Annotated in this window: 22 protein-coding genes and 1 tRNA gene; 6 read left to right on the forward strand and 17 right to left on the reverse strand. The window is 72.3% G+C overall.

Going from position 1 to position 23,595, the window contains the following annotated elements; translation table 11 throughout:
* Positions 1 to 42: 42 nt before the first annotated feature.
* Both ABZT74_RS02895 and ABZT74_RS02900 read left to right on the forward strand, forming a co-directional pair.
* The gene (locus ABZT74_RS02895) at positions 43 to 573 is read left to right on the forward strand and encodes a YbaK/EbsC family protein (protein WP_356433126.1); all 531 of its coding nucleotides are present in this window, start codon (positions 43 to 45) and stop codon (positions 571 to 573) included.
* The gene (locus ABZT74_RS02900; protein ID WP_356433128.1) at positions 570 to 1,415 is read left to right on the forward strand and encodes a DMT family transporter; all 846 of its coding nucleotides are present in this window, start codon (positions 570 to 572) and stop codon (positions 1,413 to 1,415) included. The genes ABZT74_RS02895 and ABZT74_RS02900 overlap by 4 nt, the downstream gene beginning before the upstream one ends.
* A gap of 44 nt (positions 1,416 to 1,459) precedes the next feature.
* Here the strand turns inward: ABZT74_RS02900 and ABZT74_RS02905 are convergent, their stop codons facing one another.
* The 4 genes from ABZT74_RS02905 to ABZT74_RS02920 form a co-directional block, all read right to left on the reverse strand.
* Entirely contained in the window at positions 1,460 to 2,620 is a 1,161-nt protein-coding gene (locus tag ABZT74_RS02905; protein WP_356433379.1) for a serine hydrolase domain-containing protein, read from the reverse strand.
* A gap of 74 nt (positions 2,621 to 2,694) precedes the next feature.
* Complete coding sequence (locus ABZT74_RS02910) at positions 2,695 to 3,486, reverse strand: ABC transporter ATP-binding protein (protein ID WP_356172367.1); 792 nt, start codon at positions 3,484 to 3,486, stop codon at positions 2,695 to 2,697.
* A complete protein-coding gene (gene cbiQ / locus ABZT74_RS02915; protein ID WP_355872446.1) occupies positions 3,486 to 4,247 on the reverse strand; it encodes a cobalt ECF transporter T component CbiQ in 762 nt (253 codons plus the stop codon). The genes ABZT74_RS02910 and cbiQ overlap by 1 nt, the downstream gene beginning before the upstream one ends.
* Before the next feature lies 1 nt (position 4,248).
* On the reverse strand, positions 4,249 to 5,319 hold the full coding sequence (locus ABZT74_RS02920; protein WP_356172369.1) for an energy-coupling factor ABC transporter permease: 1,071 nt from the start codon (positions 5,317 to 5,319) through the stop codon (positions 4,249 to 4,251).
* A gap of 283 nt (positions 5,320 to 5,602) precedes the next feature.
* On the opposite strand from ABZT74_RS02920, the gene ABZT74_RS02925 reads away from it, so the two are divergent.
* A complete protein-coding gene (locus ABZT74_RS02925; protein ID WP_355872452.1) occupies positions 5,603 to 5,959 on the forward strand; it encodes an SsgA family sporulation/cell division regulator in 357 nt (118 codons plus the stop codon).
* A 4-nt stretch (positions 5,960 to 5,963) separates the two neighbouring features.
* On the opposite strand, the gene ABZT74_RS02930 is transcribed toward ABZT74_RS02925, so the two are convergent.
* A complete protein-coding gene (locus ABZT74_RS02930; protein ID WP_356433130.1) occupies positions 5,964 to 8,180 on the reverse strand; it encodes an MMPL family transporter in 2,217 nt (738 codons plus the stop codon).
* 160 nt (positions 8,181 to 8,340) lie between these two features.
* Positions 8,341 to 8,931, reverse strand: a complete 591-nt coding sequence (locus ABZT74_RS02935; RefSeq protein ID WP_355872458.1) for a TetR/AcrR family transcriptional regulator — start codon at positions 8,929 to 8,931, stop codon at positions 8,341 to 8,343.
* Between the two features lie 196 nt (positions 8,932 to 9,127).
* Between ABZT74_RS02935 and ABZT74_RS02940 the strand changes: the two genes are divergently transcribed.
* The gene (locus tag ABZT74_RS02940) at positions 9,128 to 12,400 is read left to right on the forward strand and encodes a S41 family peptidase (RefSeq protein WP_356433133.1); all 3,273 of its coding nucleotides are present in this window, start codon (positions 9,128 to 9,130) and stop codon (positions 12,398 to 12,400) included.
* Between the two features lie 76 nt (positions 12,401 to 12,476).
* On the opposite strand, the gene ABZT74_RS02945 is transcribed toward ABZT74_RS02940, so the two are convergent.
* The 4 genes from ABZT74_RS02945 to ABZT74_RS02960 form a co-directional block, all read right to left on the reverse strand.
* Positions 12,477 to 12,671 carry a hypothetical protein gene (locus ABZT74_RS02945; RefSeq protein WP_356172378.1) on the reverse strand — a complete coding sequence of 65 codons (195 nt, stop codon included), beginning with the start codon at positions 12,669 to 12,671 and terminating at the stop codon, positions 12,477 to 12,479.
* A gap of 140 nt (positions 12,672 to 12,811) precedes the next feature.
* Positions 12,812 to 13,696 (reverse strand): SDR family oxidoreductase, encoded by an 885-nt coding sequence (locus ABZT74_RS02950; protein ID WP_355872466.1) that lies wholly within the window; start codon positions 13,694 to 13,696, stop codon positions 12,812 to 12,814.
* Positions 13,693 to 14,658: an alpha/beta hydrolase gene (locus tag ABZT74_RS02955; RefSeq protein ID WP_356433135.1), complete on the reverse strand. Its 966-nt coding sequence runs from the start codon at positions 14,656 to 14,658 to the stop codon at positions 13,693 to 13,695. Before ABZT74_RS02955 ends, ABZT74_RS02950 begins: the two co-directional genes overlap by 4 nt.
* Entirely contained in the window at positions 14,655 to 16,187 is a 1,533-nt protein-coding gene (locus ABZT74_RS02960; RefSeq protein ID WP_356172383.1) for an NAD(P)/FAD-dependent oxidoreductase, read from the reverse strand. The genes ABZT74_RS02955 and ABZT74_RS02960 overlap by 4 nt, the downstream gene beginning before the upstream one ends.
* A gap of 298 nt (positions 16,188 to 16,485) precedes the next feature.
* Between ABZT74_RS02960 and ABZT74_RS02965 the strand changes: the two genes are divergently transcribed.
* Entirely contained in the window at positions 16,486 to 17,127 is a 642-nt protein-coding gene (locus tag ABZT74_RS02965) for a MerR family transcriptional regulator (protein ID WP_355872547.1), read from the forward strand.
* Between the two features lie 64 nt (positions 17,128 to 17,191).
* Here ABZT74_RS02965 and ABZT74_RS02970 read toward each other — a convergent pair whose 3' ends face one another.
* Positions 17,192 to 17,995, reverse strand: a complete 804-nt coding sequence (locus tag ABZT74_RS02970) for an exodeoxyribonuclease III (RefSeq protein WP_356433137.1) — start codon at positions 17,993 to 17,995, stop codon at positions 17,192 to 17,194.
* A gap of 139 nt (positions 17,996 to 18,134) precedes the next feature.
* Between ABZT74_RS02970 and ABZT74_RS02975 the strand changes: the two genes are divergently transcribed.
* Positions 18,135 to 18,611: a GNAT family N-acetyltransferase gene (locus ABZT74_RS02975; protein ID WP_355872477.1), complete on the forward strand. Its 477-nt coding sequence runs from the start codon at positions 18,135 to 18,137 to the stop codon at positions 18,609 to 18,611.
* A gap of 135 nt (positions 18,612 to 18,746) precedes the next feature.
* Here ABZT74_RS02975 and ABZT74_RS02980 read toward each other — a convergent pair.
* From ABZT74_RS02980 to glp, 6 genes are all read right to left on the reverse strand, one after another.
* Positions 18,747 to 18,820, reverse strand: a tRNA-Ala gene (locus tag ABZT74_RS02980).
* A gap of 97 nt (positions 18,821 to 18,917) precedes the next feature.
* Positions 18,918 to 20,201, reverse strand: a complete 1,284-nt coding sequence (gene glpR / locus ABZT74_RS02985; protein ID WP_356433140.1) for a gephyrin-like molybdotransferase receptor GlpR — start codon at positions 20,199 to 20,201, stop codon at positions 18,918 to 18,920.
* Positions 20,202 to 20,374: 173 nt separating this feature from the next.
* Positions 20,375 to 21,064, reverse strand: coding sequence for a GNAT family protein (locus tag ABZT74_RS02990; RefSeq protein WP_203661077.1), 690 nt, complete (start codon positions 21,062 to 21,064; stop codon positions 20,375 to 20,377).
* Positions 21,061 to 21,600, reverse strand: coding sequence for a MogA/MoaB family molybdenum cofactor biosynthesis protein (locus tag ABZT74_RS02995; protein ID WP_355872484.1), 540 nt, complete (start codon positions 21,598 to 21,600; stop codon positions 21,061 to 21,063). Before ABZT74_RS02995 ends, ABZT74_RS02990 begins: the two co-directional genes overlap by 4 nt.
* Positions 21,597 to 22,109: a cyclic pyranopterin monophosphate synthase MoaC gene (moaC, locus tag ABZT74_RS03000; RefSeq protein ID WP_355872487.1), complete on the reverse strand. Its 513-nt coding sequence runs from the start codon at positions 22,107 to 22,109 to the stop codon at positions 21,597 to 21,599. Before moaC ends, ABZT74_RS02995 begins: the two co-directional genes overlap by 4 nt.
* A gap of 161 nt (positions 22,110 to 22,270) precedes the next feature.
* Positions 22,271 to 23,593: a gephyrin-like molybdotransferase Glp gene (gene glp / locus ABZT74_RS03005; RefSeq protein ID WP_355872490.1), complete on the reverse strand. Its 1,323-nt coding sequence runs from the start codon at positions 23,591 to 23,593 to the stop codon at positions 22,271 to 22,273.
* Positions 23,594 to 23,595 lie beyond the last annotated feature (2 nt).

Genomic DNA, 23,595 nt, shown 5'->3' on the forward strand with positions numbered 1-23,595 from the left:
CCCGGTCGCGTGCCGCGTACACCGACCGCTAGCGTGCTGCCCATGACCGCCACCGATGAGAACGCCGCGCCAGACGCCTCCCGTGGCGAGGACGCCGTCCACCCCCGCTTCGCCGTAGCACTGCGGGAGTTGGGGCTCGACGAGCTGTGCGGACGGGTCCGGCGCTTCCCGGACGCGACCCGCACCGCCGCCGAGGCCGCCGCCGCGGTCGGCTGCGACCTGGACCAGATCTGCAAGTCCCTGATCTTCGCGGCGGACGGCGTGCCCGTGCTCGTGCTGATGGACGGCGCCTCCCGGGTCGACCTGGAGCGCGTACGGCTGGCGCTGGGTGCCGAGAAGGTGACACGGGCGCGCGCGGACCTCGTACGGGAGACGACGGGGTACGCGATCGGCGGGGTGCCGCCGTTCGGGCACCGGACGAGGACCCGGGTCCTCGCCGACCGTTCGCTGCTCGGCCACGCCACCGTGTGGGCCGCGGCGGGCACCCCGTACACCGTCTTCCCGATGGACCCCGAGAGCCTGGTCGCGCACGCGGGCGGCACGCTGGTGGACGTGCGCGAGCGCGCCGAATGACACCGCTCGTCACCGCGGCGGTGCTGCTCGCCGCCGTCACGCACGCGTGCTGGAACGCGATCGCGCACCGCATCACCGACAAGCTCGTCGGCTTCACGCTGATCGCCGGCGGGGGCATGCTGATCGGCCTGGTCATGGTGCCGTTCGTGCCGTTCCCGGCGTCCGGGGCCTGGCCGTACCTGATCGCCTCCGCCGTCATCCACGTCGCGTACTACATCCTGCTGATGCGCTCCTTCCGCCTCGGGGACTTCGGGCAGGCCTATCCGATAGCGCGCGGCACCGCGCCCCTGATCGTCACCGTGCTCGCGGCGGTCTTCGCGCACGAGGTGCCCGACGGATGGGCGGCCTCGGGCGTCGCCCTGTCCTGCGCCGGGCTGACCGGGGTCGCGCTGTGGGGGCTGCGCGGACGGCGCCCCCACTGGGCGGCGATCGGCGCGGCCCTCGCGACGGGCGCGTCGATCGCCGCGTACACGGTCGTCGACGGTCTGGGCGTACGGGCCTCCGGCAGCTCCCTCGGGTACATCGCCTGGCTGATGGCGGTCGAGGGTGTCGTGATCCCCGCGTTCGCGATCCACCGCTGGCGCGGCGACACCGTGGCGGTGCTGAAGCCGGTCGCCGCGGTCGGGTTCCTCGGCGCCGCCCTCTCGGTCGCGGCGTACGGGCTGGTCCTGTGGGCCCAGACACGGGCCGAACTGGCGCCGATCGCGGCCCTGCGGGAGTCGTCGATCATCGTGGGCGCGGCCATCGGCGCGGTGTTCTTCAAGGAGCGATTCGGGGCGCCCCGGATCGCCGCGGCCGGCCTCCTGGTCGTCGGCATCGGGCTGATGCTGCACACCGGATAGCCGCCGCGAACCCGCCGGTCCTCGCCCGCTGCCGCCGGCCGGCTCTACGCGTCGACGGCCGCCCGCACCGCCCGTACCAGCGCCTGCGCCCGAGCGTCCGCCGTCACGCTCGTGCGGAAGCCGTTGGTGACGTAGCCGAAGGCGATGCCCGACTCCGGGTCGGCGAAGCCGAGGGCTCCACCGCGGCCGGGGTGGCCGAACGAGCCCGGGGAGAGCAGCGGCGAGGCCGGGCCGTGCAGCATGTAGCCGAGGCCGAAGCGGGTGTTGACCACCAGGACCCGGTCGGGTCCGGCCGAGTGCTCCGCCCGGGCCTTCGCCGTCGTCTCCGGCGAGAACAGGCGGACGCCGTCCACCTCACCGGTCAGCGCGGCGTAGAAGCGGGCCAGTCCGTCGGCGGTGGCGATGCCGTTCGAGGCGGGCAGGACGGCGGCCCGGTAGGCGGGGTCGTTCTCGTCGGGCATCGGCGTGATCGCGGCGAAGGCGCGGCGGGTGAGGCTGTCCGGGTCGGCGTACGCCTCCACGACCGCGCGCTTGGGGCGGGTCCGCAGGCCGCCGGGCGCGGGCGGCGCCTCGACCTGTGCGACCCGGCCCACCCGGCCGGCCTGCTCCGGCGGAAGCCCGACCCACAGGTCCAGGTCCAGCGGCCGGGCGATCTCCTCGGCGATCCACGCGCCGATCGTGCGCCCGGTGACCCGCCGGACCAGCTCGCCCGTCAGCCAGCTGTACGTCTGCGCGTGATAGCCGTGGTCGGTCCCCGGCTGCCAGGCCGGTGTCTGCGCGGCCACGGCCGCCGCCGCGATGTCGGGGTCGGCGGCTTCGGCGGGGGTGAGCGGCCGGTCCAGGGCCGGTACGCCGGCGCGGTGCGCGAGGAGGTGCCGGACCCGGGTGTGTTCCTTGCCGCGCGCCTTGTACGCGGGCCAGTGGGCGGCGACGGGCGCGTCGAGGTCGAGGAGGCCGCGCTGGGCCAGCAGCAGGATCACGGCGGCGGCGACGCCCTTCGTGGCGGAGCGCACGATCTGCGCGGTGCCGTGCTGCCAGGGCTCGGTGCCGTCGACGTCCCGGGTGCCGCCCCACAGGTCGACGACCTTGTGCCCGTCGCGGTACACGGTGACGGCGGCGCCCCGGTCCCCGAGGGCCGCGAAGTTGCGGGCGAACGCGTCCCTGACCGGTTCGAATCCCTCGGCCACGGTGCCGTTCACGTCCACGGGCCCGTCCGCGCCGGCCGTCGCCGGGGTCGCGGTGTACGGCCCGGCCGGCGGTCCGGCGTCCTCTTGTCTCGTCACGCTCCCATTGTCACGGAGCGCGGATCGAAGCCGAAGGGCAGCTCCAGGCGGTGCGTGCGCATCAGCCCGTCGTCGGAGAGCAGCTCGCCGGTCCGGCCGTCGGCGACGATCACGCCGTCGCTGAGGACGAGGGCGCGCGGACACAGTTCGAGGGCGTACGGCAGGTCGTGGGTGACCATGAGGACGGTGACGTCCAGGGAGCGCAGGATGTCGGCGAGTTCGCGCCGGGACGCGGGGTCGAGGTTGGAGGAGGGCTCGTCGAGGACGAGGATCTCCGGCTCCATCGCCAGCACCGTCGCGACGGCGACCCGGCGGCGCTGTCCGAAGGACAGGTGGTGCGGCGGGCGGTCGCCGAAGGCCTCCATGCCGACGCGCTCCAGGGCGGTGCGGACGCGTTCCTCCAGCTCGGCGCCCTTCACTCCCGCGGCGGCCGGTCCGAAGGCGACGTCCTCGCGGACGGTCGGCATGAACAGCTGGTCGTCCGGGTCCTGGAAGACGATGCCGACCCGGCGCCGGATCTCCGCCATGTGCCGCTTGCCGACCGGGAGTCCGGCGACGTGCACCGTCCCGGCGCCGCCGGTCAGGATGCCGTTGAGGTGCAGGACGAGGGTGGTCTTGCCGGCGCCGTTCGGACCGAGGAGCGCGACGCGCTCGCCGCGTCCGACGCTGAAGTCCACGCCGAAGAGGGCCTGGTGCCCGTCGGGGTAGGCGAAGGCGAGGCCGGAGACCTCCAGGGAGGCGGGCACGGCGTCGCCGCCGGGGGGCGGCACGGGGGTTTCGGCAGACATCACAGCGTCCATCCCAGCACACAGACGACGAGGGCGGCGCACGGGAGGGTGAAGGCGTACGACCACTGCGCCCGGGACGCGGTCACCTCGTCGATGACGGGCATGGTTCCGGTGTAGCCGCGGCTCACCATGGCGAGGTGGACACGCTCACCGCGTTCGTAGGAGCGGATGAACAGCGCGCCCGCCGACTTCGCGAGCACGCCCCAGTGCCGCACCCCGCTCGCCTCGAAGCCGCGGGACTCCCGCGCGATGCGCATGCGCCGCATCTCGTCGGTGATGACGTCGCCGTAGCGGATCATGAAGGAGGCGATCTGCACGAGGAGCGGCGGGAGCTTCAGGCGCTGCAGGCCGAGGAGCAGTTCGCGCAGTTCGGTGGTGGAGGCGAGGAGCACGGAGGCGGCGACGCCGAGGGTGCCCTTGGCGAGGACATTCCAGGCGCCCCAGAGCCCGTTGACGCTCAGGGACAGGCCGAGGACGTGGACGTGCTCTCCCTCGGCGACGAACGGCATCAGCACGGCGAAGGCCACGAACGGGATCTCGATCAGCAGCCGCTTCAGCAGCACCCCGGCCGGTACGCGGGCCCGCTGGGCGACCGCGGCGAGCAGCAGGGCGTACAGCGCGAACGCCCACATCGCCTCGCGGGGCGTGGAGACGACCACGATCACGAAGGCGAGGGTGGCGGCGAGCTTGGTGTGCGGCGGCAGGCCGTGCACGGGCGAGTGTCCGTGCCGGTAGAGCTTGTGGGTGTGGCCCGCCCCCATGTCAGACGCCTTCCGGTACGGAGGTGGGCGAGCTGTCGGTCGTACGGCGCCTGCGGATCAGCCAGAAGACGCCGGTTCCGGCGACGACCGTGACGCCGACGCCGATGACACCGGCGAGTCCGCCGGAGACGCGGGCGTCGGAGACGTCCTTGACGCCGTATCCGGCGAGCGGCGAGGAGTCCTCCGTGGCGTGCTTCTCGGTCCTGGCGTCGATGCCCTTGTCCTTGGCGACCTTCTCCAGGCCGTCGGGGCTGGCGGAGGCGTAGAAGCTGACGAATCCGGCGAGGACGAGGGAGGTGACCAGCCCGGTGATCCAGACCCTGCGGTGCGAGGAGCGGGCGGCGACGGGGACCGGCTCGGGAGTGCCGGCGGGCGAGGCGGGTGTGTCGACGAGTTCGCCGTTCACCCGGAGCTTGAGCCGCTGCTGGAGGCCGCGGGCGCCGTACACGAGGTCGGGGCGTACGGCGACCACGGCGCCGACGGTGAGCGCGGTGATGACCGCCTCGCCGATGCCGATGAGGACGTGCACGCCGATCATCGCGGTGGCGACCTTGGTGATCGCGATATCGGTGGTGCCGCCGACCGCGTAGATGAGGGTGAACGCGACGGCGGCGGCCGGGACGGACAGCAGCGCGGCGACGAAGGCCGCGCCGGTGATCGAGCGCCGCGTGCGGGGCAGCACCTTCACCAGGCCGCGGAAGAGGGCGTACGAGACGACGGTGGTGACGATCGCCATGTCGGTGATGTTCACGCCGAGCGCGGTGAGGCCGCCGTCGGCGAACAGGATGCCCTGCATGAGCAGGACGACGGATACGCAGAGGACCCCTGTGTAGGGGCCGACGAGTATCGCGGCGAGAGCACCGCCGAGCAGATGCCCGCTGGTCCCGGCGGCGACCGGGAAGTTCAGCATCTGCACGGCGAAGATGAAGGCGGCGACCAGGCCCGCGAGCGGCGCGGTCCGCTCGTCGAGTTCGCGGCGGGCGCCTCGCAGGCTGACGGCAATGGCGCCGGCGGCGACCACTCCCGTGACAGCGGAGACAGGGGCGTTGATGAATCCGTCAGGCACATGCACCGTTCGATGATAGTGCCCACTTGCGAACTACTTGCAAGAGCGAGGAACCCTCGAATAAGTTCGCGGGCCGCCCGAACGGCCTCCGCGCCGCCGGGCGTGACCAGTGCCTCACCGTGTTCCGTACATGCGCTCGCCGTGACCGGGAAGACGGTTGGGAAGGACACGACGCACATGAGGGAGGGGTCGCGGGCGGCCGGAGAGCGGTTTCCGTGAGATGTGCGACATTGGAATGGTGACGGATTCACACATTCCGCACAGGTTACGCAGCGTGAGGAGTCGGTTCATGTACGCCGTCGAACAGTACGCACGCGCCCACATCGTCACCGACACCGCCGACTCCGCCGAGGACGAACACCGGGCCGTCCCGGTGGCCCTGCGCTACGACCCCGAGAGCGATCCCCCGCAGGTGCACATCACCCTGCCGGGCCCCAAGGAATGGGTCTTCGCCCGTGAACTCCTGGAGCAGGGCCTGCGGGTCCCGGCCAGCAGCGGTGACGTCCGCGTCTGGCCGTGCGGACGCGTGCAGGCGGTCCTGGAGTTCCACTCGCCGAAAGGGGTGGCGGTCGTGCAGTTCGACGCGAAAGCCCTGATCCGCTTCCTTCGTCGCACGTACACGGCCGCCACCCCGGTGGCTCACTGAGGGATCAGACGCGGGCCAGCTCCCGGTCCTCGTCGCCGTCGCGGCGCTTCTCGTCGAGCGCGCGCAGGCCCTCGCCCTCCACGTCCACGTTCGGCAGCGCGCGGTCCAGCCACTTCGGCAGCCACCAGGCGCGCTTGCCGAGCAGGGCGAGCACCGCCGGGACGATGGCCATGCGGACCACGAAGGCGTCGAAGAAGACGGCGATCGCGAGGCCGAAGCCGATCATCTTGATCATCGACTCGCTGGAGCCGATGAACCCGGAGAACACGGCCATCATGATGACGGCGGCCGCGGTGACGACCCGCGCTCCGTGCCGGAACCCGGTGACGATCGCCTGGCCCGGCTTCTCGCCGTGGACGTAGGCCTCGCGCATCCGGGTCACGAGGAACACCTCGTAGTCCATGGCCAGACCGAAGACGACACCCACCATGAAGATCGGCATCATCGACATGATCGGGCCGGTCTCCTCGACACCCAGCAGGCCGGCCAGCCAGCCCCACTGGAAGACCGCGACGACCGCGCCGAGGGCCGCCATCACGCTGAGCAGGAAGCCGAGGGCCGCCTTCAGCGGGACGAGGATCGAGCGGAACACCACGATCAGCAGCAGGAACGCGAGGCCGACGACGAGCGCGAGATACGGGATCAGCGCGTCGTTGAGCTTCTGCGAGAAGTCGATGTTCATGGCCGTGGAGCCGGTGACCAGCACCGTGGCGTCCGTGTCGGCCTTGATCTCACCGCCGGCGCCGCGGATGGCGTGCACCAGGTCCTCGGTCTTGACGGAGGACGGCTTCGAGTCGGGGACCACCGTGATCATCGCGGTGTCGCCGGACTTGTTGGGCACCGCGGGCGACACGCTGACGACGCCCTTGAGACCCTTGATCTCGTCGGTGACCTTGGTGAACGCCGCCTTGGGGGCGTCGCTCGCCTTCGCGTCGACGACGACCATCAGCGGACCGTTGAAGCCCGGACCGAAGCCCTCGGAGAGCAGGTCGTAGGCGCGGCGCTGGGTGGTGGACGTGGGCTGCGAACCGTCGTCGGGCAGGCCCAGTTCGAGGGAGGTCGCCGGGATGGCCGCCGCGCCGAGACCGATCACACCGAGCAGCAGCACGGCGAGCGGACGGCGGACGACGAAGCTCGCCCAGCGGGTGCCCATGTTGGGCTTGCCCTCCTTCTTGGCGGCGCGCCCGCCGCCGAGGAGCCTGCTCTTCTTGCCGGCCGGCTGGACCCTGCGGCCCGCGTAGCCGAGCAGCGCCGGGATCATGGTCAGCGCGATGAGGACGGCGATGGCGACGGTGCCCGCGGCGGCCACACCCATCTTCGTCAGCATCGGGATGTTGACGACCGACAGGCCGACCAGGGCGATGACGACGGTCAGGCCCGCGAAGACCACGGCGGAGCCCGCCGTGCCGACGGCCCGTCCGGCCGCCTCCTCGCGTTCTCGGCCCTCGGCCAGTTCCGCCCGGTAGCGGGACACGATGAACAGGGCGTAGTCGATGCCGACCGCGAGGCCGATCATCATCGCGAGGGTGGAGGTGGTGGAGCCGAGGTCGAGGGCGCTGGCGAGCGCGGTGATCGTCGAGACGCCGATGCCGACGCCGATCAGCGCGGTGAGCAGCGGCAGCCCGGCCGCGATCAGTGAACCGAAGGTGATGACGAGGACGACCGCGGCCATCGCGATGCCGATGACCTCGGTGGACCCGGTCTCGGGTGTCGCCTGGAGCGCGTCACCGCCGACCTCGACGGTCAGCCCGGCGTCCCGCGCGTCCTGGGCCGCCGCGTTCAGGGCGTCCTTCGAGGCGTCCTCCAGCTCCATGCCGGAGACCTTGTACTTCACCGACGCATAGGCGATCGACCCGTCCTTGCTCACGGCGTGGGCCTTGAACGGGTTGTCGACGGAGGTGACCTCGGAGCCGGTGCCGAGCACCTTGACGGCCTTCTCGACGGTCGCCTTGTTGTCGTGGTCCCCGACCTTCTCGCCGGCGGGAGCCTTGAAGACGACGCGTGCGGTCGCTCCGTCGGCGCTCATACCGGGGAAACGGTTCTCCAGCAGGTCGAAGGCCTTCTGCGCCTCGGTGCCGGGGATGGAGAACGAGGATGCCCCGGCGACGTGCGCGGAGGCCGCGCCGACACCCGCGAGGGTCAGCAGCGCCACCCACATCAGGGCGACGAAGTGCCGTCGCCGGAAGGCGAATCGGCCGAGTTTGTAGAGGAACGTGGCCACGAGGGCGAACTCCCGGTCAGGTCGTGGGATGGCAGGGGCTGGTGTGACCACCCGAGTGGGGGCAGGGGTGATCAGCCCGACGACGTGAGCGGCGCGTCAGGTGCAACTACAGGGGCTTGGAGAGGGTGAGGAAGGTGAGAGGGGATGGAGGGCCGAAGAATCAGGCGCCGAGAGCGGGGAGAACCACGGCGTCGATGTACGAATGCAGGAACGCCTGGGTCGGCGGGAGTTCGTCGATCATGGTGCGGGCCGCGAAAGCGCCGATCAGCATGTGCATCACGAACTGCATCGCGGGGTTGTCCGCACGGATCTCACCTCGGTCGACACCACGCTGGAGCACCCGGCGCAGCTCTTCCATCTCCGGCTCGACCAGCCATTCCCGGAACGCCTTCAGCAGCTCCGGGTTTCCGTGTGCCGCCATGGCCAGACCCCGCATCAGCGCGGAGTCCTGCTCCATCTGGCAGTCGTCCTGCCGGAAGGCGAGTGCCTGGAAGTCGCCCCGCAGGCTTCCCGTGTCCACGTCGGAGAACTTCAGCGGCTTCTGGTGCCGCAGCGCTTTCACGACGAGCTCGGCCTTGCCGCCCCACTGGCGGTAGAGCGTGGCCTTGCTGGCACGGGTACGGGCGGCGACGGCGTCCATCGTGAGGGCGTCGTAGCCGACTTCACGAAGCAGGTCGAGCACGGCCGAGTACAGCTCGGCCTCGCGCTCGGGCGTGATCCGACTGCGACGCACCGTTGCGGCCTCAGTCATCCCGGTCACCTCTGCTTCGTACGACACGGATTCGTATGCCTCCGAAGATACCCCCGCAGTCAGCGAAACGAAACCGTTTCGTACGTGGTCTGGGTCACGCGGTACCGCGGAACCGGACGTCCCCGGTACGCGACCGGCGGCGGATTCCCCCGTTCCACAAGTTGCCGGGGCCTCTCCGGGGGAAAAGCATGGGGAGGTGAGCGACGAGTACGAGAACGCGACCACGGACGAACACTCCCCCGGCTACCTGCGCTTCCCGCACCTGAGCGGCGACCGGCTCTGCTTCGTCACCGAGGACGACCTGTGGGTCGCCCCGCTCGACGGCCGCGGGCGAGCCTGGCGGCTCACCGTCGACCGCACCAAGGTCGGCCACCCCCGCTTCTCGCCGGACGGCCGGACCATCGCCTACACGAGCTGGCGCAGCCTCGTCCCCGAGATCCACCTGGCACCGGTCGACGGCGGCCCCGGCAGCCGGCTCACCTACTGGGGCAGCGCGGACACCCAGGTCTGCGGCTGGTCCCCCGACGGCGACATCCTCGCCGTCGCCTCGCACGGACAGCCCTTCTCCTACTTCACCTGGGCCCACAGCGTCCCCACCGACGGCGACCCCGGCGGCAAGCTGCCCTGGGGGCCCGTCTCCGACATCGCCGTCGCCGACATCGACGGCGGGCGCAAGACCCTGCTGCTCACCGGCACGCCCCCGCACGAACCCGCCGTCTGGAAGCGCTACCGCGGCGGCGCCATGGGCCGCATCTGGCTGCACGGCCGCCAGCTCCTCGCCGACATCGGCGGCCACCTCTCCTGCCCGATGTTCGTCGGCGGCCGGATCGCCTTCCTCTCCGACCACGAGGGCGTCGGCAACCTCTACTCCTGCGCCCACGACGGCTCCGACCTGCGCCGGCACACCGACCACGACGCGTTCTACGCCCGGCACGCCGCGTCCGACGGCACCCGGGTCGTCTACCAGTGCGCGGGCGACCTGTGGATCGTCGACGACCTCTCCCCCGCGTCGGTCCCGCGCCGCCTCGACGTCCGGCTCGGCGGCCCGCGTGCGGGACGGCGCCCGTACCAGGTGCCGGCCGCCCAGCACGTGGACAGCATCTCGGTCGACGAGACGGGACGGGCCAGCGCCGTCGTCGTCCGCGGCAGCCTGTACTGGCTCACCCACCGCGACGGCCCCGCCCGCACCATCGCGGACACCCCCGGCGTCCGCGTCCGCCTCCCAGAGATGCTCGGCTCGGGCGGCCAGGTCGCCTACGTCACCGACGCGGAGGGCGAGGACGCCGTCGAGATCGCCTACCTGCCGCGGGCGACCGGCGACCGCGAACCGCGCCGCCTCGCCTCCGGCGACCTCGGCCGCGTCCTGGAACTGGTCTCGGACCCGCAGGGCGAGCGCCTCGCCGTCGCCTCGAACGACGGCCGGCTACTCCTGCTGGACGCGACGGAGGAGTCCACCGGAGAGGCGACCGAGCTGATCCGGTCCATCAACGGCCCGGTCACCGACCTCGCGTTCTCCCCGGACGGCGCCTGGCTGACCTGGTCGCACCCAGGGATCGGCCGCTCCCTGCGGCAGATCAAGATGGCCCGCATCAAGGACCGCCTGGTCGTCGACGTCACCAACGGCCGTTTCGAGGACGAGAACCCCGTCTTCACCCGGGACGGCCGCTACCTCGCCTTCCTGTCCTGGCGCGGCTTCGACCCCGTCTACGACGTGCACACCGGGGACCTGTCCTTCCCGCTCGGCTGCCGCCCCTACCTGGTCCCGCTGTCCTCCGCCACACCCTCCCCGTTCGCCCTGAACCCGGACGGGCGGCCGGTCGCCGGCGGCCTCGACCCGGTCGAGGAGGAGTCGGACGACGGCACGGCGGCGACCGTCGAACTCGAAGGCCTGGAGAGCCGGGTGACCCCCTTCCCGGTCACCGCCTCCAAGTACTCGGCGCTGTATCCGGTCGCGGGCGGCGGTCTGGTCTGGCTGCGCTGGCCGATCTCCGGGGCGCTCGGCGAGACCTTCGCCAACCCGGACGACACGACGGGCCGTCCCACCCTGGAGTTCTTCAACATCACCAAGGCGAAGAAGTCCGAACTCGTCGACCACCTCGACTGGTTCGCGGTCAGCGGCGACGGCTCCCGGCTCGTCGTCGTCGACGAGGGCGACCTGCGCGCCGTCCCCTCCACCGAGTCCGGCGACAGCGACTCCACCGTCTGGATCGACCTGCGCCGCATCCTGCACGAGGTCGACCCGCCCGCCGAATGGCGCCAGGCCTACGAAGAGGCGGGCCGGATCACCCGCGCCTACTTCTGGGACCCGGACATGTGCGGCATCGACTGGGACGCCGTGCTCGCGCAGTACCGCCCCCTGGTCGAACGGGTCGCCTCCCCCGACGAGTTCGCCGACCTGCTGCGCGAGGTCCTCGGCGAACTGGGCACCTCGCACGCCTACGTCAGCGCCGCCCGCCGCAACGAGGGCCCCGCCCACTACCAGCGCCGGCAGGGCCTGCTGGGCGCCAACCTCGTTCGCCGCGACGGGAACTGGATGCTCAAGCGGATCCTGCCCGGCGACTCCTCCGACTCCAAGGCGCGCTCCCCGCTCGCGGGCACCGGCATCCGCGCGGGCGCCGTCCTCACCCACGTCGACGGACGCCCGGTGGACCCGGTCACCGGCCCCTACCCCCTGCTCGCCGGCGCGGGCGGCACCACGGTGGAGCTGACCTTCCGGCCGGCCGAGGGCGAGGGCCGCTCCCGCCGGGTCGCGGTGGTCCCGCTCATCGACGAACGCCCGCTGCGCTACCAGGACTGGGTGGCCAAACGCCGCCAAGTCGTACGGGAGTTGAGCGGCGGCCACTGCGGCTATCTGCACATCCCGGACCTGGGCGGCTCGGGCTGGGCCCAGTTCAACCGCGACCTGCGGATGGAGGTCTCCCGCCCGGCCCTCATCATCGACGTACGGGGCAACGCGGGCGGCCACATCAGCGAGCTGGTCGTCGAGACCCTGACCCGCCGCATTCTCGGCTGGGACCTCACCCGCAACGCCCAGCCCGTCTCGTACGCCTCCAACGCCCCCCGCGGCCCGATCGTGGCCCTCGCCGACGAGGCGACCTCCTCCGACGGCGACATGATCACCGCCGCCTTCAAGCTGCTGAAGATCGGACCCGTGGTGGGGCAGCGCACCTGGGGCGGTGTCGTCGGCATGACCGGCCGGCACCGGCTCGGCGACGGCAGCGTCATCACGGTGCCGATGAACGCCGCCTGGTTCGACGCCTACGGCTGGTCCGTCGAGAACCACGGCGTCGCCCCCGACCTGGAGATCCTGCGCACCCCGCTCGACTGGGCGGAGGGCCGCCACGCCCAGCTCGACGACGCCATCCAGCTCTCCCTGGACCTGCTGCGCAGCCGGCCGCCCGCGTCCCCGCCCGACTACTCGGACGTCCCGGACAGGACCCGCCCGAAACTCCCCCCACGTCCGAGCTGACAGCGGTCCGGTCAACGCCGAGTCGGGGTGCCCCCCGTAGGGAGGGCACCCCGACTCATGCAGGACGGAAAGCCGATCAGGCGTCGAAGTCCTGGTCGAAGCGGTCCTGCGCCTCGTGCCGGGCACGGTCCGTGGCCGGCATGGCGTGGTCACGCTCCTGACGCTCCTGCGGCGAGCGCTCGGCGGCCTCGTCGCGCGCGGCGCCCGGCTTGCCCTTGGCCTTCTGCTGAAGACGCTCGGCCTTGTCCTTGAACTGGTCCTGCATGCCCATGAGATTCACTCCCGTAGTGGGTGAGGGGGGTTGAGCCCGATCCCGTTGTGAGGGACGGGTGTTCGGGCCTCGACCAGACTGACACGCAGGGACGGACCACGCATTTCGATCAGTCACGCTCCGTGAAACCCCCCAGTGAATCAGGGTGCCGACGCCTCCCGCTCGTGCTCGTCGGCCGCCCCGCCGGCCCCCACGAGCCCCGTCCGCACCGTGCCGAGCCGCGGCTCGAACCGCCGCATCTCGCGCTGCCCGACGGCCCCGATGATCCCGGGCAGGTACCCGCGGATGCCCTGCATCCCGCGCAGCCACCACTGGGCGTACACATGGCTGGAGCGGCGCTCGATGCCGGCCACGATCCGGTCGACGGCCGGGCCCAGCGGATACGTCTTGTTCGACGGCCACGGCAGCCGCTGCCGCAGCTCCTTCATCACCTCGTCCTGGTCGGCGCCGCGCACCATGTCGGTGTCGGTCCACGACAGGTACCCGACGCCCACCCGGACGCCCTTGTAGCCGACCTCGGCCCGCAGGCTGTGCGCGTACGCCTCCACGCCGGACTTGGACGCGCAGTACGCCGTCATCATCGGAGCCGGTGTGATCGCCGCCAGCGACGCGATCTGCAGCAGGTACCCGCGGCTCTCCATCAGCACCGGCAGGAAGGCCCGCGCCGTCACCGCCGACCCGATCAGGTTCACCTCGATCACCCGCCGCCAGGCGACCGGGTCGGAGTCCACGAAGGGACCCCCGCTCGCCACCCCGGCGTTCGCGACGACGATGTCGACCTTGCCGAACCGCTGCTTGACCTCCTGCGCGACCCGCGCCATCGCCTCGTGGTCGGTGACGTCGGCGTACCAGTGGTCGCTCTCGCTGTGCAGCCGCTCGGACACCTGCTTCAGCGCGTCCGCCTCCAGGCCGACCAGCGCGATCTTCGCTCCGCGCGCGGAGAGCTTGCGCGCGAGCAGCTCCCCGACACCGCGCGCCGCCCCCGTGACGACCGCGACCTGTCCTTCGAGACTCACCTTGCTCATGCGCCCTCCCTGATCTCTTCGGTCTCTTCGCTCTCTACGCTCTCTTCGATCTCTTCGGCGGTCCGCGTGTACGTCGTGACGAGTTCCCGGATCCGGGCGGTCACGAGCTCCGGTGCCTCGATCGGCGTCATGTGCCCGACCCCCGCGAGTTCGGTGCTGCCGACGCAGTTCGGCAGGGCCGCCACCAGGGCCCGCGCGTGCACGACCGGGGTCAGCCGGTCCGCCGTGCCCGCGATCACCGCCGTCGGCACCCGCAACTCCCGTACGCCGTGGTCGAGATCGAGCGACTCCAGCACGGCCGACCAGGCGTGCCGCACGGTCCGCGGGCAGGCGTGGACGATCCGCGCGCAGGCGTCCACCATCAGCGGGGACGAACCCGCGCCCATGGTCGCGTACTTGAGGATCCGGCGGGCGACCGGTGTGACGGGCCCGAGCGGCGCGCGGGAGCCGAGCACCGCCCCGGTGACGCGTGTCCGGAGCCGGCCGGCCCGCAGCGGGACGACCCGCGACTCGGCGACCAGCCGTGTGCTCCCGGTGCTGCACAGCAGCGCCGCCGCCGCGTGCTCCCTGAAACGGGGCCGCGTGGACGCCGCCATCAGCGTCATCCCGCCCATCGAGTGCCCTACGAGCACGGCCTTCTCGCCCGGTGCCAGCGTGGCCGCGAGCACCGCCTCCAGGTCGTCGGCGAGCGCCTCAGTGCTGCACAGCTCGCTCGCCGGGCTGCGCCCGTGACCGCGCTGGTCGTAGGCGACGACCCGGTGGTCGACGGCGAGGTCCCGGATCTGCGCCGCCCAGAAGGCCGTCGAGCAGGTCCAGCCGTGCGCGAGGACCACGGCGGGCGCGCCCTCGGGGCCGTGCACCTCGATGTGCAGGGTCGCGCCGTCCGCGGAGCGCGCGACCAGTTCCCGTACGGGCGCTGGAGGCGCGTACACCCCGTGCGCGTCGTGCGTCAGCCTGCTCACGCCTCCGCCACCGCCTTCTTCTCGCGGGTGCTCGTCACAGCCGGTCCGGGCTCGGGTTCCGCCGCCCGCACCACCTCGTACTCCGCGAGGTCGACCCGGCGCGTGGCGCCCCGGAACTCCGTCGTGGTGCCGGGCCACACGGTGGTGTTGACGCCGTTGGCGTCGAGGTACCAGCTGGTGCAGCCGCCGGTGTTCCACACGGTGCGCTTCATGCGTTCCTGCACGCGGTCGTTCCAGGCGTCGACGGCGGCGGGCCGCGCGTCGAGCGCCACTCGCCCGCCGAGGACGTCCAACTGCCGTACGAAGTCGGCCATGTAGTTCAGCTGGGACTCGATCATGAGGATCATCGAGGAGTTCCCGAGGCCGGTGTTGGGCCCGATGATCGTCATCCAGTTGGGGAAGCCGGCCGCGGTCGCGCCGCGCAGCGACTTCATGCCGTCCTTCCACGCCTCGGCCAGCGTCCGGCCGTCCGCCCCGACGACGCGGTCGGCGATCGGCATGTCGGTGACGTGGAAGCCGGTCCCGAACACGATCGCGTCGGCCTCGGCCCTGCTGCCGTCGGCGGCGATCAGCGTGGAGCCCTCGATCCGGGCGAGCCCGGAGGCCACGACGTCCACGTTCGGCTTCGTGAGCGCCGGATAGTAGGCGTTCGACAGCAGGATGCGCTTGCAGCCGATCCGGTAGTCGGGCGTCAGCTTCGCGCGCAGTGCCGGGTCCTTCACGGCCCGCGCGATGTTCCGCTTGGCCAGCCGCTCGACCAGGCCGAGTTCGTCGGGCCGCTTGGTGAACGCCTGCACCTGCAGTTCCCGGATGCCCCACAGCAGTCCGCGCCGGGCCTGCGTGGTGAACGGCAGCTGCCGGTGCAGCCACCGCTCGACGCCGGTGATCGCCCGGTCGACCCGCGGCATCACCCACGGCGGGGTGCGCTGGAACAGGGTGAGCCGGGAGACGTCCGGCTGGATCGCCGGCACGATCTGGATGGCCGAGGCCCCGGTGCCGATCATGGCGACGCGCTTGCCGCGCAGGTCGTGGTCGTGGTCCCAGCGGGCGGAGTGGAACACCTTGCCGGTGAACGTGTCGATCCCCGGGATCTCCGGGATCTTGGGGTCGGACAGCGGACCGGTCGCGGAGACCACGAGGTCCGCCGTCAGATAGCCGCTGCTCGTCTCGATCCCCCAGCGCAGCTTCTCCGCGTCCCAGGTCATCATCCGCACCTCGGAGTCGAAGCGCAGGTGCGGCCGCAGCCGGAAGACGTCCGCCACGTGCTCCAGGTAGGCCCGGATGTGCTCCTGGCCCGAGAAGGTGCGCGGCCACTCGGGGTTGGGCGCGAACGAGAACGAGTACAGGTGCGAGGGGACGTCACAGGCGCACCCGGGGTAGCTGTTGTCCCGCCAGGTGCCGCCCACGCTGGCGGCCCGTTCCAGGACGACGAAGTCGGTGATGCCCTCGCGGCGCAGCCGCACCGCGGCTCCCAGTCCGCCGAACCCGGACCCGATCACCGCCACCCGTACATGCTCGTGCTCGGTCATCCCGACGCCTCCCAGGTCCGCACGACTCTGCCAGTGAACACTGGCGCAATCGGAGCGTAGAACAGCTTCGTACTGATGGGTAGGGGTCGCGCGTGGGAAAGTTACCGGGGGTACGACGTAGGGTGCGCAGGTGGCCGAGGGATCAGGAAAGCGGGGCGCCGGGGCGCGAGCACGGGGCGCGCGGACGCCGGAGAACGGCGCGCGTGGCGCCGGCTCGGGGGCACGCGCGGCCCGCGAGCAGGGCCCGGGCCCGCTCACCGACAGCGGCCTCCGGGACCCCGGCGGGCACGAGTACCGCATGGAGGAGCTGGCCGAGAAGGCCGGCATCACCGTGCGCACCCTGCGGTTCTACCGGGAACGCAAGCTCATACCGCCGCCCCGGCGCGAGGGCCGCATCGCCTGGTACGACGACACCCACCTGGCCCGCCTGCGCACCATCTCGGCGCTCCTGGAACGCGGCCACACTCTCAACGGCATCGCGGAGCTGGCCGAGGCCTTCGACCACGGGCGGGACGTGGGCGAGCTGCTCGGCCTGGGCGAGCCCACCGAGGAGACCCCGGTCCGCCTCTCCCCCGAGGAACTCGCGGACGTCTTCGCCGGGCAGGCGACCCCGGAGAACCTCGCCGCCGCGCTGGACCTCGGCTACCTCGGCACGGACGGCGGCGAGATCGTACACATCAGCCGCCGCCTGCTGGACGTCTCGGCCGCGCTGGTCCGCGAGGGTATCCCGCTCGCCGACGTCCTGCGGGCGGCCCGCCGCGTACGCGACCACACCGACGCCCTGGCCGAGCTCTTCACCACCCTGGTCCTCACCGAGGACCGCACCCCGCAGGACCTCCAGCGCCTGCGCCCCCTCGCGAAGAGCGTGGTGGAGGCGGAACTGTCCATGGCCCTGGACCGGCGACTGCGGGGCAACGAACACGACGACCACAAGGACTGAGCCCCGCCCGGGGCCCGCCGCGCAGGGGATCGCGGTGCGCGACGCGACCCGGACGCCGCCCGGCTCAGAGGTCGTAGACGACCGTCACCGGCGCGTGGTCGGACCAGCGCTCCTCGTGCGTGGCGGCGCGCTCCACGAACCCCTTGACCGCCTTGCCCGCGAGCCCCGGCGTGCAGACGTGCAGGTCGATCCTCCACCCTGAGTCATTGTCGAAAGCCCGCCCCCGGTACGACCACCACGAGTAGGGCCCCTCGGTGTCCGGGTGCAGGGCGCGGACGACGTCCACGTAGCCGCCGTCGCCCGCGTCGAGGACCTGGCCCAGCCAGTCGCGCTCCTCGGGCAGGAACCCGGAGTTCTTCCGGTTGGCGCGCCAGTTCTTGAGGTCGGCCTCCTGGTGGGCGATGTTCCAGTCGCCGCAGACGACGACCTCGCGCCCGTCGGCGGCGGCCCGCTCCCTGAGCCCCTTGAGGTGGCCGAGGAACTCCGCCATGAAGCGGATCTTCTCGTCCTGCCGCTCGGTGCCGACCTCGCCGGAGGGCAGATAGAGGCTCGCCACGGTGACGCCGGGCAGGTCCGCCTCGACATAGCGGCCGGAGGAGTCGAACTCCTCGGACCCGAAGCCGACGCGGACGGCGTCCGGCTCGCGGCGTGTGTAGAGGGACACACCCGCGCGTCCCTTGGCGGCGGCGGGGGCGTGCACGACGTGCCAGCCGTCGGGCGCGCGCACCTCCTCGGGGAGCTGCCCGGGCTCGGCCCGCACCTCCTGGAGGCAGAGCACGTCCGCGGAGGTCTCCGCGAGCCACCCCACGAAGCCCTTCTTCGCGGCGGCCCGGAGCCCGTTCACATTCACAGAGGTCACAGTCAGCACCCAGGCACGATACTGAACCGGTGCGCCCGGCCCGAACTCGATCACCCGCCCGGCAGGGCGTGAGTCACCGATCACGCCGGCCGCGCACGACGTGTCACCGCCCCCTCACCCGCCACCGCATAGATGTACGGCATTCCGCATGAACATCCGCCAGGTCCCCTTCGACCACCCCGACGCCGTCAAGCTCAACGACCAGGTGCAGGCCGAGTACGCCGAGCGCTACGGCGACGACGGCGACGCCACCCACCTCGACGCGTGGATGTTCGCCCCGCCCGTGGGTCTCTACCTGATCGCGTACGACGAGCGGGACCGGCCGGTGGCGACGGGCGGCTGGCGCACCCAGGACGAGAACGCCGAGGCCTACTCGGACGGCGACGCCGAACTCAAGCGCATGTACGTGGTCCCCGAGGCCCGCGGTCTCGGTCTCGCCCGGCGCGTCCTGGCCGCCCTGGAGGAGGACGCCCGCACGGCGGGCCGCGTCCGCATGGTCCTGGAGACCGGCGCCAAGCAGCCCGAGGCGGTGTCCCTCTACACGTCGAGCGGCTATGCCCCGTGCGCGAAGTTCGGCTACTACCGCTTCCACGACCTGAGCCTCTGCTACGCCAAGGCCCTCTAGGACCTGGCGTCCGGAGCGGTCGGCAGCCGCGGCGGGCCTCCAGCGGCCCGCCGCACGGCGGGAGTTGTCCCCGTCACGGTGCGGACATGGCAAGAGCCCCAGCCGGATCTCTCCGGCTGGGGCTCTTGGCTGCGGTGGACCTGTGGGGATTTGAACCCCAGACCCCCTCGATGCGAACGAGGTGCGCTACCAGACTGCGCCACAGGCCCTTGCAACGAGTGAAACTCTAGCATCCCGATCGTGGTGCTCGGAAATCCGTTCCTGGCTGGTCAGCCAGGCCCTCCCGGGCGCCGCTCGTCCGGCTCCTCACTCGTTGGCCGCGCGCGGCCGTTCGCCGTCCTCGTACTGGTCGAAGAGCGGGGTGCGGCCGCGTTCACGGGCGCGTCGCGCGGACGCGGCCCGGCGGGCGTCGCTGCGGCCGTCGTCCGCCGACTCCGCGCAGTCGTCGTCGCACTCGGGGTTCTCCTCGGCCGGTTCGGCCTCGTGGACGCTCGGCTCGACGGCGCTCGACCGCGCGGAGCTCCACGCGTCCGGCGCTCCCAGGTCGACGTCGGACGTGGCCCGTGGCGCGACGGGCGCGGTCACATAGGTCGGCAGGGGAACCGGCACCGGGTCCCAGCTGTCGCCCTGCCGGGGGCCGCGCCGGCGCTCGCGCTGCTGGTCGACCCACTCGGCGTGGTCCGTCTGCTCGACGAGGGCGCGACGGTCCGCGGCGAGTGCGGAGAGCCCGGTGTCGGTGTCGGCCGCTGGGCCTTCCTCCGGTTCGTCGACCGCGAGGTCGGCGGCCGCCCGGCGGCGCGGCTGACGCTCCCGCAGCCGCTGCGCGGCGACCTCGGCCCGGCGGCGGTCCATGGTGTAGGTGAAGCGCCGCCGCTCCTGGGCCCGCAGGTACACGATGTAGGAGCTCAGCATCACGGCCGGCACGGCGGGCGCCCAGAGGAGCCCGAGGCCGCCGACGGCCGCGACGATCGCGCCGAACGTGAAGGCGAGGAAGAGCAGGACCGTCGTACGCCGGCGGCGCGCGAGGACCTTGACGCGCCGGGCCCGCGCCTCGGCTTCCGCCGAGGGCGCCCGCCGCACGCCGGGTGCGCGGCCCGCCGCGGACGACGTGGCCTGCTGGGGCGCGGACTTGGCCGGGTGTCTGGGCGCGGACGCGGACGACTGCTGCGGTACGGGCCGGGGCGCGCCCGGTGTCTCGTACGCGCCGCCGTCCCTGCCGGACGTCCGGCCGCCCGGGGTCTGTTCCGCCTGGGCCGGCTCCGGTGACTGCACCCGCTCCTGGACCTGCGGCCGGTGCTGGACCGCCGTCTGGGGCCGGGTCGGAGGCATGGCGAAGGACCGGACGTCCACCGAATCGGTGGCGTCGTCCGGGTCGGCGTCGGGCTCCCCCTCGTCGGCGGAGCGCGCCTGCAGGTCCTTGGCGTACCGACGCTCCATGCCCGCCCGTCCGGACAGCAGCCGGATGGCGGTGCTGAAGCGTTCCGTCGGACGGGCTTCGTTCAGCTCGTCCTGCCTACGGAGCCACATCGGCACCAAGTAGGCGGCCCAGGCCCCGACGATGACTGCGTAGATGAGGCCGCTGCTGCTCACGCCTCACACGGTAGAGGGGTTTGTGTGAGGCCATCTGCCAATTGCGCCGGTGTGTCGCACGATCTGGCTGATATTTCGAGCTTTTTTTGTGACCGATGCGATCAGCAGGCCGCCTGGAGCGCGAATTTAATGCCCCGAGCTGATCGCTCGGCGATCAATTTCGAACACCCATTTCATTTACCGGCGTTGCCCGGCGTGCTCGGGTTCTGCGATCCCGACTGATCCGGTCCCAGCTGTTCCGGCCTGGTCTGGACCGATCGGCCGCGGCGCCAGCGCGCGAGCAGTCCTTCGGGCACTTCCTCCGCGGTGAGCGCGAAGACGAGATGGTCCCGCCACGCGCCGTCGATGTGGAGATAGCGCGGGCGAAGCCCTTCCTCGCGGAATCCGAGTTTCTCCACGACCCTGCGGCTGGGCCGGTTCTCGGGGCGAATACAGACTTCGACGCGGTGCAGTCCGACGGTGCGGAAGCAGTGGTCGGTCACCAGCGCGACCGCCGTCGGCATCACACCGCGGCCCGCGACCGACTGGTCCACCCAGTAGCCGACGTGACCCGAGCACATCGAGCCCCAGGTGATCCCGGCGACGGTCAACTGGCCCACCAGCCGCCCCTGGTACTCGATCACGAAGGGCAGCATCCGGCCCGCGTTGGCCTCGGCCCGCAGGTGCCGGACCATCTGACGGTAGGTCGGCCGGTGCGCGATCGGTCCGCTCGGCGTGGGCGGCGGGATGGTCGCCTCCCAGGGACGCAGCCAGTCACGGTTGCGCCGGTTGACCTCACGCCAGGTCCGCTGGTCGCGCAGCCTTATCGGCCGGAGGACGACGTCGCCGTCCACCAGCTCGACGGGCCAGGACGGGCTGTTCACCTCGCACCCCCACTGCCACCGGGTCTGAGGTGGTCGCCGCCGCGGAGCTGGTCGACGGCGTGGACCAGGAGAGGCTCCAGGACGGCCAGGCCGTCCTTCACCCCGCCGGGGGAACCCGGCAGGTTCACGATCAGTGTCCCCCGGGCGACGCCGGCGAGCCCGCGGGAGAGCGCCGCCGTCGGCACCTTCTCCCTGCCGAACGCCCTGATGGCCTCGGGAATGCCCGGGATCTGGTGGTCGAGCACCCGCAGCGTCGCCTCGGGGGTGCGGTCGGTGGGCGAGATCCCGGTGCCGCCGGTGGTGACGATGACGTCGTAGCCGGCGTCGACACCGGCCCGCAGCGCCGTCTCGACGGGGTCACCGTCGGGCACGACCTGCGGTCCGTCGACCGCGAAGCCGAACTCCGCCAGGCCGGCGGCGATCAAGGGTCCGCCCCGGTCCTCGTAGACACCGGCGGAGGCGCGGTTGGAGGCGGTGACGACCAGGGCGCTGTAGGACGCCGGGAGGGCGCCGCCGGGGCTGCTGTCGTCGCTCATGTCCGGCTCCAGTCGCCGGACTTCCCGCCCGTCTTCTCTTCCACCCGTACGTCCGTGATGACCGCTCCCTTGTCGACGGCCTTCACCATGTCGATCACGGTGAGCGCCGCGACGCCGACCGCCGTGAGGGCTTCCATCTCGACGCCGGTGCGGTCGGTCGTCCTCACGGTGGCCGTGATCTCGACGGCGTCGTCCGCGACGGACAGGTCGACCTCGACGCCCGACACGGACAGCGGGTGGCAGAGCGGGATCAGGTCGGGGGTGCGCTTGGCTCCCATGATCCCCGCGATGCGGGCGGTGGCGAGGGCGTCACCCTTGGGAACTCCCTCGCCGCGCAGCAGCTCGACGACGCGGGGCGAGACCAGGACGCGGCCACTGGCGCGCGCGGTGCGCGCGGTCACGGCCTTCCCGGACACGTCGACCATGCGGGCGGCGCCCGCCTCGTCGACGTGCGTCAGTCGGTCCTGCACAGGGGGTCCGGAGGTGTCCCCCCGGGACGGAACAGTCATGTGCGTGGGCGCTCCCGGTCAGGGCCCGTCGCGGTGCGGCGCGTGGGCCTGGTGTGCGCGACACGTTACCGCCCGGTCGTCCGCCGCCACGCCTCCGTGATGAGCGTGCGCCCCTCTCGTGACCCGGCTGTGCGTCGGCGGGCGGCGCGGCTCCGGGCCGCTCAGCCGAGGAGGACGACCTCGACGTCGGTGCCGGGCTCGACCGAGGTGGTGTTCTCGGGGACGACGATCAGCGCGTCGGCGTGCGCGAGGGCGGCGACCAGGTGTGATCCGGCGCCGCCGACCGGAGTCACCGTGCCGTCCGCGTAGGTGCCGCGCAGGAACTGGCGGCGGCCCTGGGGCGAGGTCAGCGCCTTGTCCGTGGCGAGGGTGGCCCGGGTGGTGGGCCGGTGGACGTCCTTCAGGCCCGCCAGGGTGCGGATGGCGGGCCGCACGAAGAGCTCGAAGGAGACGTACGACGACACGGGGTTGCCCGGGAGGGCGAGCAGCGGGGTGTGGTCGGGGCCGATGGAGCCGAAGCCCTGGGGCTTGCCGGGCTGCATGGCGAGCTTGCGGAAGTCGATGCCGCCGCCTGCCTCGTCCTCGTCGCCCACGGAGGACAGCGCTTCCTTGACGACGTCGTAGGCGCCGACGCTCACGCCGCCGGTGGTGACGACGAGGTCGGCGCGGATGAGCTGGTCCTCGATGGTGGCGCGCAGGGTCTCGGCGTCGTCGGCGACCGCGCCCACGCGGTAGGCGATGGCGCCGGCGTCGCGGGCGGCCGCGTACAGGGCGAAGCTGTTCGAGTCGTAGATCTGGCCGGTGCCCAACTCGTCTCCGGGCTGCGCGAGTTCGCTGCCGGTGGAGAGGACGACCACGCGCGGGCGGGGCCGTACGCGCACGGTGGCCCGGCCGATCGCGGCGAGCAGGCCGATCTGCGGCGGGCCGAGGATCGTGCCCGCTTCGAGGGCGCGGTCGCCCGCCTTCACGTCGCTGCCCGCGGCGCGCACGTGCGCGCGTGCCTCGGCCGCGCGGTGGACGTGCACCTGCCCGAAGGCGCCCTCGGGGGAGGCGCTGTGCGCGCGCATCCCGGTGACCGGGCCCTCTCCCAGGCCTCCGTCCGTCCACTCGACGGGGACGACGGCCTCGGCGCCGGACGGCAGCGGGGCACCGGTCATGATGCGGACGGCCTGGCCGGGGCCCACGTAGGGCGCCTCGGCCTGGCCGGCCGCGACATCGCCGACGACCGTCAGGACCGCCGGGTACTCCTCGCTCGCGCCCGCGACGTCCGCGACCCGGACCGCGTACCCGTCCATCGAGCTGTTGTCGAACGGCGGCAGGGACACCGGCACCGTGACGTCCTCGACCAGGACACAGCCCTGGGCGTCGAGGAGTTGCAGCTCGATGGGTTCGAGGGGGCGGACCGTGCCGAGGATGTCCTCCAGGTGGTCGTCCACCGACCAGAGGTGATCCTGGCCGGCGGTGCGGGTCGCGGCGGTGCTCAAAG

Origin of the sequence: Streptomyces sp. NPDC005302 (assembly GCF_040607345.1) — a bacterium.
In the GTDB taxonomy this organism is placed as follows: Bacteria; Actinomycetota; Actinomycetes; order Streptomycetales; family Streptomycetaceae; genus Streptomyces.